Below are 16,271 nucleotides of genomic sequence, written 5' to 3' on the forward strand. Positions count from 1 at the left end.
TTTAACTAAAAAAAAATTTAAAGGTATCCCAGCTCAATACAAAGAACATTAAAATACTAAGAAAAATAAATCCTATAGTTACGGCACGTTCCATAAATTTATCTCCAGGTTTTTTATTAGTAACCATTTCTATAAATGTAAAAAATACATATCCTCCATCAAGAGCAGGTATAGGTAAAAGATTTAAAAATGCTAACCAAATAGATAAAGTAGCAGTAATAAATAAAAAACGTTTCCAATCCCAATAAGGAGAGAAGGCTTTAGTTATGGAAAAAAAACTTCCTATTTGTTTATAAGCATTAGTTTTAGGAATAAAAATTTGTTTAAAAAAATTTAACTGTATACTTAAACTCTTCCAAGTTTCTTCTGCTCCAGCAAAAATACTTGTGAACAACGTATAATTTTTATTTTCTAAATGGAAAATATTTGGCATATCAGTAATATTTTTAAAAAATATACCTATATATCCATTTTTATCTATTTCTACTTTCTTTTGATAATTATCTCCATTACGATTAATAGAGAATATTATACTTGGACTTTTACTCTCCTGGACTCTTTCAAATATTTGATCGATAAAAAATATCGGTTGAGAGTTTATACCTATAATTTTATCTCCTTTTTTAAAGCCTGCTTTTTCAGCACCTGATCCCTTAACTATTTTATCTACTACAGCAGGTATTCTTGGAGATAGAAAAACTTCTGGGTTTTTTTGACTAAAAAGAATCTTTTTTTGTTCAGGTTTTAATAAAATTTCGATTTGTTTTTTATCACGCTCTATTTCTATTAATTTTCCTAACGCAATAGCTGTAGGTAATTCTTCAAAACGCTCGATTTGTTTCCCATCTATAGCTTTTATTACATCTCCATTTTTAAAACCTAAAACTCTTCCTATTTCATTAACGACTATACCATATTTCATGTTTTTTATTGGAAGATAATTTTCCCCGTATTTAAACAAAAGATAGGAAAAGATTATAATAGCTAATAACATATTTAACACTGCTCCTCCGAGCATTATGATCAATCGCTGCCAAGCAGGTTTAGAACGGAATTCCCAAGGCTTGGGAAGCTGTTTCAAGCTTTTTTTGTCGAAACTTTCATCAATCATTCCGGCAATTTTCACATAACCACCTAATGGTAACCATCCAATACCATAAAGGGTAGATCCTATTTTTTTCTTAAAAAGAGCAAATCGTAAGTCAAAAAATAAAAAAAATCGATCTACACGAGTTTTAAAAATTTTTGCTGGGATGAAATGCCCTAATTCATGTAATAAAACAAGAATACTAAGACTCAATATTAACTGAACTATCTTGACAAAAATATCCATATACCTTAAATTGACCTTTATCTATTACAAATGTAGATGTTTAAAATTTTCCGTTAAAAAAAAACAAGAGTTAACTTCTTTTTTTTAAAGAAAAATTAAGAAAATTTTAATTTAGATTTAATTTAAATAATATTACATTTGTTTGAAATCCTTTTTGTTTATGAAACAATCTGACTTCCCCTCTATCCTTTCTAAACTAAAAAGAGGGCAGAGAGCCCTTATTAAGGGATTTTGCAGTAGGCAGATACCGATAAAATTTTTTGAAATGGGACTATTACCAGGCGTTGAGATTGAGATGCTTTTTATGGCCGCTTTTTGTGATCCCTTATGCGTTAGTTATGGTAAAGAACGATGCTGTTTAGCCTTGCGTAAGGCTGAAGCTAATAGCGTTTTAATAAGTCCTATACCAAGTAATGAAAATGATAAAAATTGCTCTTATAGGGAATCCTAATGTAGGAAAAACAACTCTATTTAATAGACTTACTGGTCTCCATCAAAAGATAGGGAACTATCCAGGAGTTACCGTTGATAAAAAAATAGGGTATTTTAATTATGAGTCCAGGCATTATCAACTTATGGATCTTCCAGGAAGATATAGTTTGTATCCCTCTTCTAAAGATGAAGAGATAGTATTTGAGCTTCTTACGAATTCTCATCATATCGATTATCCTCATAAAATAATCTTTGTTTTAGATGCCTCACAACTACGACGTGGTTTATTACTATTTCATCAAGTACAAGATCTTAACCTTTCTATCATACTCGTATTGAGTATGATGGATGAAGCAAAGAAAAAAGGTATTTATATAGAACTTAATACATTGTCTTCTAGGCTATCTACAGAGATTGTAGTCCTAAATTCTAGGAAGAATATAGGTATTTTACAACTTAAACAAAAACTCTTATATGAGAGTAAAGTCCCTTCGCTAAGAAAATGCACTTTTAATCCTGATATTTTCTATAAAGAGGCTCTTAACGAATTCAAGAATTTATATAGAATAAAAGATACCTATCTAGCTTGGGTACATTTAGCTAATAAGAATAGTTACTTTATTCATAATAATTTACCTCTTAAAAAATTACTCAAAAAATTTTCTTTGATTCCTAAACGGTTACAGACAAAAGAAATATTAACACGTTATGCATTAATTGAAAAAAGTCTTTCAGATATATTACATAAAAAATGGCATCATCCTTCATATGTGGAACGGATTGATCACTGGATAACTCATCCTTTTTGGGGCCATTTACTATTTTTCTTCGTTCTGCTTTTTATATTTCAAGGGGTATATTCTTGGGCTGAACTTCCTAAAAGTTTTATAGATAAAGGATTCTTGATTTTTCAAGAGTGGATACATGATTACTTTCCGAAAGGGCCTTTAAATGCTTTTCTATCCCAAGGCCTAATCCCGGGATTAGGATCTATTATAACTTTTGTTCCACAAATTACTATATTATTCTTTTTCCTCTTGCTTATGGAAGAGAGTGGTTATATCAATAGAGTGGTTTTTTTAATGGATCTATGGATGCGCCCTTTTGGGCTTAACGGTAAAAGTATCGTGCCTCTTATTTCAGGGGCTGCTTGTGCTATACCTGCAATCATGTCAGCACGTAACATTGAGAATTCTCGTGATCGATTAATTACCCTCTTAATTACTCCTCTAATAACTTGTTCTGCTCGATTGCCTGTATATACTTTAATGATTGCTTTGGTAATACCTGATGGGTATTGGATGGGGTTCCAATTAAAAGGATTAGCACTTATGACCATGTATTTTTTAGGGGTTATAGTAGCTTTTTCTACAGCTTTTATCTTTAATAAGATTCTTAAAAAATCTTATAGGAGTTACTTAATCATGGAAATGCCTTCTTATAAATGGCCATTAGTTAACCATATTTTTCTTAATCTGTGGATACGAGTCCGCTCCTTTTTATGGAGTGCCGGTAAGATAATAATGGCAGTGAGCATTATATTATGGGTACTTGGATCCTTTGGACCTGGTAAAAAAAATCTCTACTCTGAACAATCAAGTAAAAATGAGATCTCTAATCCTTTAGAGAGATCTTATTTAGGAGTCCTTGGGAAAGCAACTGAGCCATTTTTTAAACCTTTAGGATATGACTGGAAAATAAGCATTGCTTTACTCTCTTCCATATCGGCAAGAGAAGTTTTTATCAGTACTATGGCTTCAGTATACAATCTAGAGAGTGAATCAAGTAGCTTAAGTTTAGAAAAAAAAATGAAAATAGCTACTCGTAGCAATGGACAGCCTCTATATACTTTGGCTACAGGGGGGTCTTTAATGATTTTTTATGCCTTTGCCATGCAGTGTATGAGTACGTTAGCAGTATTAAAACGCGAAACTAAATCCTGGAAGTGGCCTATAGTACAATTGTTTTTTATGAGTGCAATGGCTTACATAGGTGCTTTTGTTTTTTATAAATTATTTAGTTAAGTATGTGGCAGTATATAATTTTAGTTTTTTTTTTCTTTGTAGCACTACTATATCTAGTTTTTAGTATAAAAAAACATTTTTCCCAAAAAACCTCATGTGATAAAATTTGCAATTCTAATACTGCAAAAAAATATTTTAATAAGAAATAAAATTACGTTAATAATAACTTATATTTCAAACTATATTTCGAGATAATCTTTAAGCTCTTCAGCAATTTTTCTATCGTTTGATAGACGTGGGAATTTAAATTGTCCTCCTAATCTCCCTTTAGATTTCATATAATCTTTTATTCCGTTTTTACGGACCTTCCTTATAATTAAACGTTGCAAGATATTGCCATGAATTAAATCATAATAATATATATTCTTTCTACAAAGAGCCTGGTCAATAGCTAAAGCAAACTTTTTTTCATCCTCAGGAAGAGTCCCAAATTCTATATACCATTCATGATGAGGTTTCCCCTGTAGTGGATTTAATTGAGGAGCTACGGTAAATTCAGTAATAGAACAAATGTACTTTTCTTGTGCATCTTTAAGCGCTTGTTCTACTTCATAAGCAATTACATGTTCTCCAAAAGCAGAGGTAAAACTGTTTATACGTCCAGTAACAATAATCCGAAAAGGATCTTTCGATATAAAACGCACTAGATCTCCTAAATGGTAGCCCCATAGACCTGAATTAGTATTCAAGATTAATGCGTAGTCTATCCCTATCTCTACCTCTTCTATGCAGATCCTCTTAGGATTTTGATTTTTGAGTTCTTTTTGTGATATGAATTCATAAAAAATACCTTGATTGAGTAATAAGAGTAATCCTTCCTCTTTTTGACGATCTTGATAAGCGATAAATCCTTCTGAAGCTGGATAGGTCTGTAAAATATCTACAGGTCTTCCAATGAGTTTTTGAATATTTTTTTTATAAGGCTCATAATTAACACCTCCAGTAACCATAATAGATAAATTTGGGAATAACTCCCCTATAAAATTACCACTTCGTTTTTTGAGTCGTTCAAAATACATCTGTACCCAAGGAGGTATCCCGCTTATTAATCTCATATCTTCCCTTAAAGTTTCTTCCACTATAGATTCTATCTTCTCTTCCCAATCTTCTATAAGATTGGTTTCCCAACTAGGTAGATAAGATTTACTAAGATACTTAGGAATATGGTGTGCTACTATACCTGATAAACGCCCATACTGAATACCTGATTTTTCATATAGTTTTGGGGCCCCTTGTAAAAAAATCATTTTCCCTTCAAGGAAATCATAACGTTCTGTTTCATAAATATACTTAAGTAGTGCATCTCTAGCAGCGCTAATCTGAGAATTTAAACCTTGTTTCGTTAAGGGAATATATTTAATACCTGAGGTAGTCCCTGAAGTTTTTGCAAAATAAAGAGGTTTGCCAGGCCATAATACATGGGCTTCCCCCTCTAAAATTCTATTTATGTAAGGTTTAAAATCCTCATAATTTTTTATAGGGACTGCTTGTTTAAAAGCTTGATAACTATCGATATCATTAAAATGATGATCTTTCCCAAATTGGGTATTCTTAGCCTTGTGTAGTAAATGAATAAAAACTCTTTTCTGCATACCTATTGGATCAGCTTTACAGCGTTTTATTCTATGTTCAAGTAAATGAGATAAAAATTTTGCTATAAAAGTTTTAATACTCATAAAAAAGTATACTCAGTTTTTTTGTAAAGAGTTTCATAAAGAATCTCAGCAAATAGATCTTTAAGTGGAATATTAGCTGACTTAGCTTGTTGAGGTATTAAACTATTATGCGATAACCCCGGTATGGTATTTATTTCTAAAAAATGAGGAGTTTCTTTCACAATTATAAATTCCGATCTAGAAAATCCACGAAGTTTAAGCAGATAGTGAATTTTCTTAGCTATATTTTGTATTTTTAATGTTATCTCCTCAGATAAACGAGCTGGAGTAATCTCTTTTGATTGTCCAGCATATTTAGCCTCATAATTGAAAAAGTCATTTTTACTGATCAGCTCTGTAATAGGTAAAACTTTAAGATTGTTCTTATAAGGAACTACTCCTACGCTTACCTCTATACCTTCAAGAAAACTTTCAATAATAACCGTTTCACTATCTTGTTTAAAAGCTCTTTCAACAGCTAATTTCAGTTGATTTTCTCTATATACTTTAGATGCACCTAAACTAGATCCTGAGCAACTAGGTTTTACAAAACATGGTAAGCCTACTTTTTTTAAAATCTTTTGAATGTTAAAAGGGTCTCGATAATCTAAAAAATAAGACGGTGCAGTAGCTATTCCCTGTGTATTTATCCATTGTAAACAGTATCTTTTATCAAAAGTTAAAATTGATGCATAAATATCGCAACTACTGCAAGGCAACCCGATCATATCAAAATAAGCTCGCAATCGACCATCTTCTCCTGGGCTGCCATGAACAACGTTAAAAACAGCATCAAATGTAAGCTTTTGATTTTCCTTATATACGCTAAAATCATGTCTATTTATGGGATGTTTTATATTTTTTTCATCTATTAATACCCATTCATCTTTAAAAATTTGAACCTTATATGCTTCAAATTCCTCGCGGGATAAATTCTTAAATACCGTTTGTCCACTTTCTATAGAAATAACTGACTCAGCACTATAACCTCCCATTAATATAGCAATTTTTTTCATATTACTTTTTAGATTAAAAACAAAGATATCTTTTTTGTTTTTTTTTACGCTTGCTATAAAAATACCTTTAGTATCTTTATAAGATTTTTAATAGATATATATATATACTATATAGATGAGTTCTCGTAAATTTTTTATATATTTTTTTTTAGCTAATTTGTTATTAGCATTAGGTTTTGTCTATGTGTCATCATGGGGAGCTTTTAAATGGTTGGCTAATTATACCCTTCATGAGAGATATGTAAAAATTCCAAATCTCTATTCATTAAATTTGCAACAGGCGCTTCTTCTTCTTAAGAAAGAAGGGTTAGAATATGATATTGATACTAGTAGATATGATCCTATTTATACCCCTTATAAAATACTAACCTATGCCCCTGAAGCAGGGTTTTATGTAAAACCAGGAAGACATATATTTATCAGAGCAAATGCTGGAGGGTTCAAGCCAATAAAGCTTCCTGAAGGCATATTACAAAATAATGAACGAATTGCGATTGCAAAACTTTCTAAGAATAATATTCTAGTAAGAAAAGTGTCTTATATTCCTTCTATTTATAAAGGTATTATACTAAAAATCTTATATGCTGACAATGAAATTTATTCAGGTAATTTACTTCCTTATAAAGCTACAGTAGATTTATTTATTGGACGGGATTACGAAAAAAACGTTCCTGTTCCAAATCTTATTGGAATGGATTTAATTTCTGCAAAAAAAAAAATACAAGAAAAAAATTTTTTACTCGGAAATGTGATTTACGATTATCCTGAAAAAAAAGAACAGGCGTATGTATATCGTCAAGATCCTCCTCCAATTCATCTTTATGATGAAGGGAAAGCCTTGAATATCTGGCTCTCAGATATTCCTAAATCTCAACTAGATAGTCTTATACTAGACCCCAATTATAAAAAAGAACTCCTCTCTCCCTATGTTGATTCTCTTATTGAAGAGAGAGATCATTTAATACCTCCAGAAGAGGGGGCCTCAAATTAGGATATTATTATTGAATAATAAATTCATTTTACGTGTTCAAGGAAATATGTAGCGAATCTTCTCAAGAAAGTCTGAGTTATGAGCATTTTAGTTTTATAGCTGATAAAGATCAAGAGCCTCTTAGAATTGATAAATTTTTAATGAGTTTTATGAAACACATTACGCGGAATAAAATTCAAAACATAGCAAAATTAGGTAATATCATAGTAAATGATCAATCTGTCAGACAGAATTATAGAATAAGACCTCTAGATGTAGTTAGAGTGATTATAACCTCTCCTCATAGATCTCTAGAGATTATCCCACAAAAGATCCCTCTTATTATTATTTATGAAGATGATGCCTTGATAATAGTTAATAAACCAGCTAGTATGGTTGTACATCCAGGTAACGGTAATTATAAAGATACTTTATTAAACGCTATAAAGTATCACTTAGATATTCGGAATCAATCGCAAACACTAGAACGTATGGGACTCGTTCATAGAATTGATAAAGATACTAGTGGTTTATTAGTTGTAGCAAAAGACAATCATAGTTTACAACATTTATATAAGCAATTTTTTACACGAAGCATTGAGCGTCAATATATAGCTTTAGTATGGGGGAATATTGACACCTCAGGGACGATCAGGACAAATATAGGGAGAAGTTCCCATGATCGCTTGTGTATGGAAGCATTCCCTGAGGGATCTCATGGTAAATTAGCTATTACTCATTATGAAGTAATAGAAAAATTCAATCATGTTACCTTAGTAAAATGTCGATTGGCAACAGGACGTACCCATCAAATTCGTGCACATTTTAAGTATATTGGCCATCCTTTATTTAATGATCGCCGCTATGGCGGGGATAAGCCTCTTAAAGGGCCAGTATTTGCTAAATATCAACAATTTATCAAAAACTGTTTTTCTCTATTAAAAGGGCAATTTTTACATGCTCAATCCTTGGGTTTTATTCATCCGATAAGTGGAAAATTCATGCACTTTGAAGCTTCTTTGCCAGAAGAAATGGCTAAAGTTTTAATAAAATGGCAGAGATATTAGATTTCATAATCTATTTAAGATATAAAAATATAAACTAAGCCTATTACGGGGATCTAGATAAAAAAATTATCTATAACAATTTTATATTCTCCTTTACAGGAATATCATTTCCTATTTAACTTATATATAATAAATATATCCAAATATGCAAAATTTTAAGTGTGAAAAAGTTCTCATTATAGGTCTTGGGAACAAGGGCCTTTGCTATGAAAATACTCGACATAATATTGGGTTTAAAGTTTTAGATTATTTAGCTAAACAATATTTCGTAAATTTTTCTCAGACATATTTTGGAGACATATTGTATCTATTTTACAAGGAAAAACTTTTTATATTACTTAAACCAGATACATTTATGAATCTAAGTGGAAAAGCTGTGAAATATTGGATGAATAAAGAAAAACTTTCTATAGATCAATTACTGGTAATCACAGATGATATTTACTTAACTTGGGGTGCTTTACGTCTTCGACCTAAAGGAGGATATGGGGGGCATAACGGGTTAAAAAGTATACAGGATATTTTATCTACTTCTAATTATCCCCGATTGCGTATAGGTATAGGAGGCTATTTTAAAAAGGGCCATCAAACAAATTATGTATTGGGTAAATGGACGCAAAAAGAGTTATCTATAATAACTCAACTTGTTGAGAAGGCAGCTGAAGCAGCTATTTATTTTGGTATAAACGGTATGAGAGCAACAATGAATATTTTTAATATAAACTCTTCATACCATGAAAAATTGTAAATAAGGAAACAAATAAATTTCTATAGTCTATTTATTTGAGTAAATTCTGACATAAGAAATTTAATATATATCCTTTTTTATATGATGTAAAAACAATTTATTTAAAAAGTAGTTATTGTAATCATATCGTATTTTTACAGAATCTTAGGTCTGAGAAAGTATAACTAACATATAAAAAAAGAGACTTTTCTTTATTTTTTTTTGTAATGGAATCATCAAGCATGGTATTTTTCAGAGGAAAAATAGTATTCTCTTTCCTCTCCCCTCGCCTTTTTTTTAAAAAAAAAATAAATTTCTCTAGGCTAGAGAATTTAGTAATATAGGGAAAACTAAATAATTTTTGCTAGTTTATATAATTTTTTTTTTCTCTCGTATAATAATCTACAATTATATTTATTTTAATTTTCTATATTGATTAAGTATTATAAAGTATATATAAATAAATTAGTGGTAAAAATTACTAGTATCATCTCGATAAAATAAATTGTAATTCACCTAATTTAATAGTTAAAATGTAGAGATAAAAATTATATATACAATTATTTTATATTTTAAGCTAGTAATTATATTATAGTTATAAAGATTTTATCCGTGTTATATAGCAGCAAGGGGAAAATATACCGGTAAAAAATATCTTAGCAACTTTCTACAATTTTAACGAAATCTTTTACTATTAATGAAGATCCCCCGATAAGACCTCCATCAATATCCTTTTGAGATAATAATTCTCTAGCATTATTAGGGTTAAGACTCCCTCCATAAATAATTCGGATTTTTTCTGCAATAATATAACCATACTTTTTAGTGAGATAATCTCTTATATAAGCGTGCATCTCTTGAGCTTCATTTAAGCTAGCAGCTTCTCCTGTCCCTATAGCCCATATAGGTTCATAGGCAAACACGATTTTTTCTATTTCCTGATTTTTTAGGTCAACTAATCCCTTCCTTATTTGATTTTGTATCGTTTCAAAATGTTTACCTTTTTTACGTTTCTCTATATTTTCACCTATACAAAAAATTACTTGAAATTTGTTTTTTAAAGCTTGTATTACTTTCTTAGCAATCAATTCATCACTTTCTCCAAAATATTCTCTACGCTCACTATGACCTAAAATAACTATTTTAACTCCTATAGAGCAGAGCATATGAGCTGAAACTTCACCGGTATAAGCTCCCTTATCGCAATGGTGCATATTTTGTGCTGCGATGTTAATATTGCTGCCTGTGCTTAAGTAAACTGCACGTTCTAAAAAAGGGTAAGAAGGGGCAATGATGATCTGTTTGCTTTTTTCTTTTTGATCAATTTTTTCTGATAGCTCTTTAATGAAATCATGCATGATTTCAAGAGTTTGATTCATTTTCCAGTTTCCAGCAATTATCTTATGTCTCATAAAGAATTTTTATTATATTAGTTAGATATAAAACTTATAAATATGCTACTGCATTTTTTTATGTTTTTGTAATTTTTAGTTTTAATTAATTTCTGCAAATCACTTTTTTTTAAGTATATCTCACTAATGCCCATTTCTTAAAAATACATCCTTTTTTATCAAAACAATACCTAGATTAGATGGAATGATAGTTTTTTAAAAGATAAACGCTACTATCCACTGAAATTTTATAAAATCAGGATATTTTATATTTGGTACCCATAGAGGGCAATATATTTAATTTTTTCCACGATTTTAAATGTTTTTTTCACAGTGATTAATCCTCATTAGTTAGCTAAAGAATAAGCCTCTACCTAGATAACCCAAAGAGAGATATATTCAAAGAGAATCTCTTTTGTCATATCGATTCCCTCTTTCTCTAATAGAAAGTTAGTTATAGGTTGCGTAACCGTTTTTTGTTTTTCGCCATTGAGTTTTATTACTTTGAATTTGTCGATTAGAGTCTTTTCAAAGATTTTGTGCTATATATTCTTTATCAGTTATAAAGAATTACTTATTGGTTTTTTTGTGTATGATAGCATAAGTATTTTCATATTTAAACCCTTTAGAATTAAGTTCTCCGGCATTCTTCATTTTATCTAAAATGCTCTATCTCTACCAGAGATAGAGCAAAAATATATTAAAGGTAGAGGTTTGTTCCATAATATGCGGTAAATAACTAACCTACTAAAAGGAATAATAGCAATATATTTAGAAAGCTTTTGGGAAAAAAGGCTTTATATAAGCCTTTCCACCGATAAGGCAAAAAATAGGGAACAAAAGCAGTATATTTTTCTCCAAAAACTTCCTATAATCTAAGTTTTATTACTTCTCTAAAATAGCTATAGTAGCTTACTTTATTAAAGTAAGCTAAGTAAAATGTGAAAATGCTAAAAAAAATATAATTATAAAAAGATTAGAAAGAGTAAAATCTATCATATTACCTAGTAATATCATCTCCCTAATAGTACTTTATAGGTGGCTATAAATATCTAAAATATAAGAGGGATATTTATTAGTAGAGAGGAAATATGGGAATATACAGGTGAAAAATATTCCTCAAGCTTATATGAAAAACCAATAGGGAGTCTATAACTTTAACAAATCCATAAACGATAAAAGTTATCCCTAAAAATATTCTTGATAAATATATTAGTTGTTATCATGAGGAGAATGTTAAATCTTCTAGAATTAAGGCAAAGACAGCGTAATTTATAATATCTATATATTGCTCTTGGGGGCCTTCTGAAACAGAAGGGATTATTTTATTATCTTCGATTTGACGTAGACGGAGAAGTTTTTGTAAAATCATATCTGTTATCGAGCTTTTACGCATATCTCGCCATGCTTCTCTATAATCGTGATTTTTATTTATCATAAGCAATTTGACTTTCTCTGTCTGTTTATCGTAATAAAAAAGAGCATCTTGAGAATTTAACTCATCTCCATCAAAAGATTTTCTTTCGAGTTGTATAAGCGCTATAATTCCATAATTAATAATAGCTTTTAAATCTTCTGATGGACTTTCATCTACTTTTTGAATTCCATTTTCTTCAACACTGCGTAAGCGTCGAGCTTTAATAAACATTTGATCACTTAAAGATAAAGGCCGCAATATACACCAGGAGACACCATAGTCCCTGAGTTTTTTTATAAAGAGTAATCGGCAATTTTTTATTACCTTATCAAAAGCTGAAATAGTATTATTCATAATCGTTAATTTTCTCATCAAAATTAATATTAATATGACCATTAATTGTGGGGGTGAGATTATAGATTTAAACGAACCTAAAATCATGGGAATTGTAAATCTAACACCTGATTCCTTTTATTTTCGCTCAAGATATAATAATTCATATGCTTTACTTAAGTGTATCGAGCATATGCTAAATCAAGGAGCTGATTTTATAGATGTAGGTGCCTTTTCAACTCGTCCAGGTGCTAAAGATATTACTCCTGAAGAGGAACTTAAACGGCTATATAATCCACTAGAACTTATAATAAAAACTTTTCCTTATGCACACATATCTATAGATACTTTTAATGCTAAAGTGGCTCAAGTAGCTATTGAAAAAGGAGTACAACTTATTAATGATGTTTCAGGAGGCGATTTAGCTATTTGGGAAATCGTTGCTAAATACCAAGTACCTTATATCCTTACTCATTCAGAAGGATGGCCTAGTAAGCAAAAGAATTTAAAATATGATAATATAATTTTATATATCAACCGTTTTTTTTCTGAAAGAATTGCTCAATTAAATGCCCTTGGCGTAAATGACATTATTTTAGATCCAGGTATAGGTTTTGGAAAATCACTACAGGAAAATTTTTATATTCTTAAGAATTTATCTCTAATAGGATTTAAAGAATATCCATTAATGGTTGGTCTTTCAAGAAAATCTATGTTTTCAAGAATTTTGAATATTTCTCCTGATCAAAGTTTAAACGCCACTTCTGTAGGACATACACTAGCCCTAATACAGGGTGCGCGTCTACTTCGCGCACACGATATAAAGGAAGCTAGAGAATGTATAAAAATTTTTATGACTTACCATCAGATTCCATGATTTTTTTAAAAAAAAAATCATTTATTTTTACATAAACATTTACATTTTGAATTTTTTAAGAATTTCAGTAATTGATTTATTAGATATTTTTCTAGTAACTATAGTACTTTTTTACATATGTAAGTTTTTACGTAAAACACTGGCATTACAGCTCCTTTATGGTATTATTATATCTTTTATTATTTGGAAGATAGTACAGTTTTTTAGAATGGAATTTTCTAAAAAACTCTTGGGCGCTTTTTTCAACGTAGGATTTATAGCTTTAGTAGTTATCTTTCAACCTGAACTTAGGAAGTTACTACTCATTCTTGGTAGTCATACTTTTTTTAAACGATTAATTTTATTCAATTATCGCTCTCAAACCCTTTCTTCAGTAAATGAAGAAGTTATCGATCAAATTGTCGAAGCGTGTGCTGTTTTTTCTGGTGAAAAAACAGGCGGGTTAATTGTATTACAAAATAAGGTAAGAATAGATGAATTTATTCAAAACGGCGATATTATTAGCGCTAAAGTAAGTGTTTTTTTACTCGAAAGTATTTTTTATAAAAATGGCCCCTTGCATGATGGTGCTGTAGTAATCTCAGGTAATCAGATTATAAGAACTAGGGCAATTTTACCAGTTTCTTATAATAAAGATATTCCTTCTCGTTTAGGGCTACGTCATCGTGCAGCTATTGGTCTTTCAGAAAAGACCGATGCTATTTGCATTGTCGTATCTGAAGAAACCGGTTATATTTCTTATGTTAAAGATCAAAAAAGGATACTAATCCCTCACATTGATAATTTAAAACAAAAACTCAGAGAGGATCTCAACTTAAATTTTAAATCCTAACTAAATTAAATAATAGATCAATTAAATTGATAATATATTTTTGTCGCCAGGAACTCTTGGAGGAGTTCTAAAAAGAATATCAAAAATTGCCCTAAAACGAGCAAAAATCTCTCGTATATATATTCTTAATTGTACTTTTGGAATACTATCAGTAAAAGCTATTGGATTAAGGCCTTCACAATAAGCTATAAATAATGCTCTTTCTGCATGATATCTTTCTGAAATAATAGTAAATTGTAATTGTCCAAATACTTTGTAGGCTCTTAATATAGAATCTCGTGTTCTAAAGCCAGAATAATCTTCACAAATAAACTCAGGAGGGATCCCTTGTTTAACAAGCATATTTTTCATCATTTTAGGCTCATTGTAATTAAAAGTACCATTACCGCTAACAATAATACGGTTAATTTTTTTGTGTTTAAATAGTAAAATAGCTCTATTAATTCGATACTTAAAATAAGCATTAATTCCTCCGTTAGGTAAATATTTTGAAGTGCCTAATACGATACCTACATGATTTTTCGGTATTTTTAAGATACTCTCATATATTTTATCTCTTACATAGAGACTTAACCCAAAATAACAGATAGCAGAAAATCCTAAAAAAATGCTTATAAGAATTAGTAAAAACTTCATTTTGAATGACTATCAAAGTTTTAGCAATTTACTAAGAAAATACCAAGCTTTTTTTTTGTTAATATTATAAATATATAGTTTATTTGAGTTTATTATATATAATAAAGGTGTTTTTTTTAAATTAGCTTTGTTATGGGTCAAGCTAAACCGTTATCTTATAGAAAAAAAGAAACCCAAGGATTTTACTTTGAACGTGGAAAGCTACCTCCACAAGCTATTGCTATGGAAGAAGCGGTTTTAGGCGCAATGATGATAGATAAAAAAGGCCTTGATGAGGTTATAGATATCCTTGCTCCAGAGGTATTTTATAAAACTGAACATGAGGAAATTTTTCGCGTTATTCAGAAGCTTTTTCACAATGCACAACCTATAGATCTTTATACCGTATCTGCTCAGTTACGTAAAGATGGTAAAATAGAAGCAATAGGTGGTGATTATTATCTAGTTTATCTTACTCAAAAAGTAGTTTCCTCAGCGCATATAGAATACCATAGTCGTATTATCCAACAAAAATTTATTCTTAGGCGTCTTATAGAAATCTCTTCTTCTATCATAGAAAAATCTTATGAAGAAACTACGGATGTTTTTGATCTTTTAGATAATGCGGAATCAAGTCTTTTTGATATTACACATCATCATCTTAAAAAAAGTTCTGAAACAGCACAATCACTGATCTCTCAGGCTATTGAGCGCATTAAAAATATTGAATCAACTAAAGGTCTTAGTGGAATTTCTTCAGGTTTTAAGCAAATTGATACTATCATCTCAGGTTGGCAAAAGTCTGATTTAATCATTTTAGCTGCTCGTCCTGGTATGGGTAAAACGGCTTTTATGCTCTCAATGGCAAGAAATATAGTAGTTGAAAGTGAGACTCCTGTTGCACTTTTTTCCTTAGAAATGTCATCAGTTCAGATTATCACTCGTCTGATTGCAGCTGAAACAGGTATCTCTTCCCAAAAGCTTCGCAGAGGTCAACTTTCGAATATCGAATGGAAACAGCTTTATACTAAGATAAAAATACTTGAAGAAGCTCCTCTTTTTATAGATGATACCCCAGCGCTCTCTGTTTTTGATCTCCGAGCTAAATGTAGACGACTAGTTTCTCAACAAAAAGTTGGCTTAATATTAATCGATTATTTACAATTAATGACTACAGGTATCGGGAATAGAACGAGTAATCGCGAACAGGAAATTTCTATTATTTCTAGAAGTTTAAAATGTGTAGCTAAGGAACTAGACGTTCCAGTAATCGCTCTTTCGCAACTATCACGTGCTGTAGAAACCAGAGGTGGAAGTAAACGACCCTTACTTTCAGATCTTCGTGAATCTGGAGCTATTGAACAAGATGCAGACATAGTTTCTTTTATATATCGTCCAGAGTATTATGGGTTCAGTACTTGGGATACAGATGATGCATCTCCTTGTCATGGACAGGCTGAAATTATTATTGCAAAACACCGCAATGGTGGTCTAGATAATATACGTTTGCGCTTTATTAGTGAACAAGCTAAATTCATTGATATAGACGAATACTCAAAGGATTCATCTTCTTAAGAAGAGC

Annotated in this window: 14 protein-coding genes; 8 read left to right on the forward strand and 6 right to left on the reverse strand. The window is 30.4% G+C overall.

Going from position 1 to position 16,271, the window contains the following annotated elements; translation table 11 throughout:
- Nucleotide 1 precedes the first annotated feature (1 nt).
- Nucleotides 2–1,333 (reverse strand): RIP metalloprotease RseP, encoded by a 1,332-nt coding sequence (rseP, locus tag ACUBP5_RS00360; RefSeq protein ID WP_482168334.1) that lies wholly within the window; start codon nt 1,331–1,333, stop codon nt 2–4.
- A 160-nt stretch (nt 1,334–1,493) separates the two neighbouring features.
- On the opposite strand from rseP, the gene ACUBP5_RS00365 reads away from it, so the two are divergent.
- Together ACUBP5_RS00365 and feoB are read left to right on the forward strand one after the other, a co-directional pair.
- Entirely contained in the window at nt 1,494–1,784 is a 291-nt protein-coding gene (locus ACUBP5_RS00365) for a FeoA family protein (protein WP_482168335.1), read from the forward strand.
- Nucleotides 1,747–3,789 carry a ferrous iron transport protein B gene (feoB, locus tag ACUBP5_RS00370; RefSeq protein WP_482168336.1) on the forward strand — a complete coding sequence of 681 codons (2,043 nt, stop codon included), beginning with the start codon at nt 1,747–1,749 and terminating at the stop codon, nt 3,787–3,789. The genes ACUBP5_RS00365 and feoB overlap by 38 nt, the downstream gene beginning before the upstream one ends.
- Nucleotides 3,790–3,968: 179 nt before the next feature.
- Here the strand turns inward: feoB and ACUBP5_RS00375 are convergent, their stop codons facing one another.
- Nucleotides 3,969–5,465, reverse strand: coding sequence for a GH3 auxin-responsive promoter family protein (locus ACUBP5_RS00375; protein ID WP_482168337.1), 1,497 nt, complete (start codon nt 5,463–5,465; stop codon nt 3,969–3,971).
- A complete protein-coding gene (locus ACUBP5_RS00380; protein ID WP_482168338.1) occupies nt 5,462–6,460 on the reverse strand; it encodes a D-alanine--D-alanine ligase in 999 nt (332 codons plus the stop codon). The genes ACUBP5_RS00375 and ACUBP5_RS00380 overlap by 4 nt, the downstream gene beginning before the upstream one ends.
- 115 nt (nt 6,461–6,575) lie before the next feature.
- On the opposite strand from ACUBP5_RS00380, the gene ACUBP5_RS00385 reads away from it, so the two are divergent.
- The 3 genes from ACUBP5_RS00385 (at nt 6,576) to pth (ending at nt 9,245) form a co-directional block, all read left to right on the forward strand.
- Nucleotides 6,576–7,451, forward strand: coding sequence for a PASTA domain-containing protein (locus tag ACUBP5_RS00385; RefSeq protein WP_482168339.1), 876 nt, complete (start codon nt 6,576–6,578; stop codon nt 7,449–7,451).
- A gap of 32 nt (nt 7,452–7,483) precedes the next feature.
- A complete protein-coding gene (locus tag ACUBP5_RS00390; protein WP_482168340.1) occupies nt 7,484–8,497 on the forward strand; it encodes an RluA family pseudouridine synthase in 1,014 nt (337 codons plus the stop codon).
- Between the two features lie 145 nt (nt 8,498–8,642).
- The gene (gene pth / locus ACUBP5_RS00395; RefSeq protein WP_482168341.1) at nt 8,643–9,245 is read left to right on the forward strand and encodes an aminoacyl-tRNA hydrolase; all 603 of its coding nucleotides are present in this window, start codon (nt 8,643–8,645) and stop codon (nt 9,243–9,245) included.
- 635 nt (nt 9,246–9,880) lie between these two features.
- On the opposite strand, the gene tpiA is transcribed toward pth, so the two are convergent.
- Together tpiA and ACUBP5_RS00405 are read right to left on the reverse strand one after the other, a co-directional pair.
- Nucleotides 9,881–10,636 carry a triose-phosphate isomerase gene (gene tpiA / locus ACUBP5_RS00400; protein ID WP_482168342.1) on the reverse strand — a complete coding sequence of 252 codons (756 nt, stop codon included), beginning with the start codon at nt 10,634–10,636 and terminating at the stop codon, nt 9,881–9,883.
- Between the two features lie 1,201 nt (nt 10,637–11,837).
- Entirely contained in the window at nt 11,838–12,386 is a 549-nt protein-coding gene (locus ACUBP5_RS00405; protein WP_482168343.1) for a DUF1599 domain-containing protein, read from the reverse strand.
- Between the two features lie 34 nt (nt 12,387–12,420).
- Between ACUBP5_RS00405 and folP the strand changes: the two genes are divergently transcribed.
- Both folP and cdaA read left to right on the forward strand, forming a co-directional pair.
- Complete coding sequence (gene folP, locus ACUBP5_RS00410; protein ID WP_482168344.1) at nt 12,421–13,242, forward strand: dihydropteroate synthase; 822 nt, start codon at nt 12,421–12,423, stop codon at nt 13,240–13,242.
- A 46-nt stretch (nt 13,243–13,288) separates the two neighbouring features.
- Nucleotides 13,289–14,074, forward strand: a complete 786-nt coding sequence (cdaA, locus tag ACUBP5_RS00415) for a diadenylate cyclase CdaA (RefSeq protein WP_482168345.1) — start codon at nt 13,289–13,291, stop codon at nt 14,072–14,074.
- 21 nt (nt 14,075–14,095) lie between these two features.
- On the opposite strand, the gene ACUBP5_RS00420 is transcribed toward cdaA, so the two are convergent.
- Nucleotides 14,096–14,710 (reverse strand): SanA/YdcF family protein, encoded by a 615-nt coding sequence (locus ACUBP5_RS00420; RefSeq protein WP_482168346.1) that lies wholly within the window; start codon nt 14,708–14,710, stop codon nt 14,096–14,098.
- A gap of 132 nt (nt 14,711–14,842) precedes the next feature.
- On the opposite strand from ACUBP5_RS00420, the gene dnaB reads away from it, so the two are divergent.
- A complete protein-coding gene (gene dnaB / locus ACUBP5_RS00425) occupies nt 14,843–16,264 on the forward strand; it encodes a replicative DNA helicase (protein WP_482168347.1) in 1,422 nt (473 codons plus the stop codon).
- Nucleotides 16,265–16,271: the final 7 nt, after the last annotated feature.

The organism is Candidatus Insignibacter tubulum (assembly GCF_056790205.1).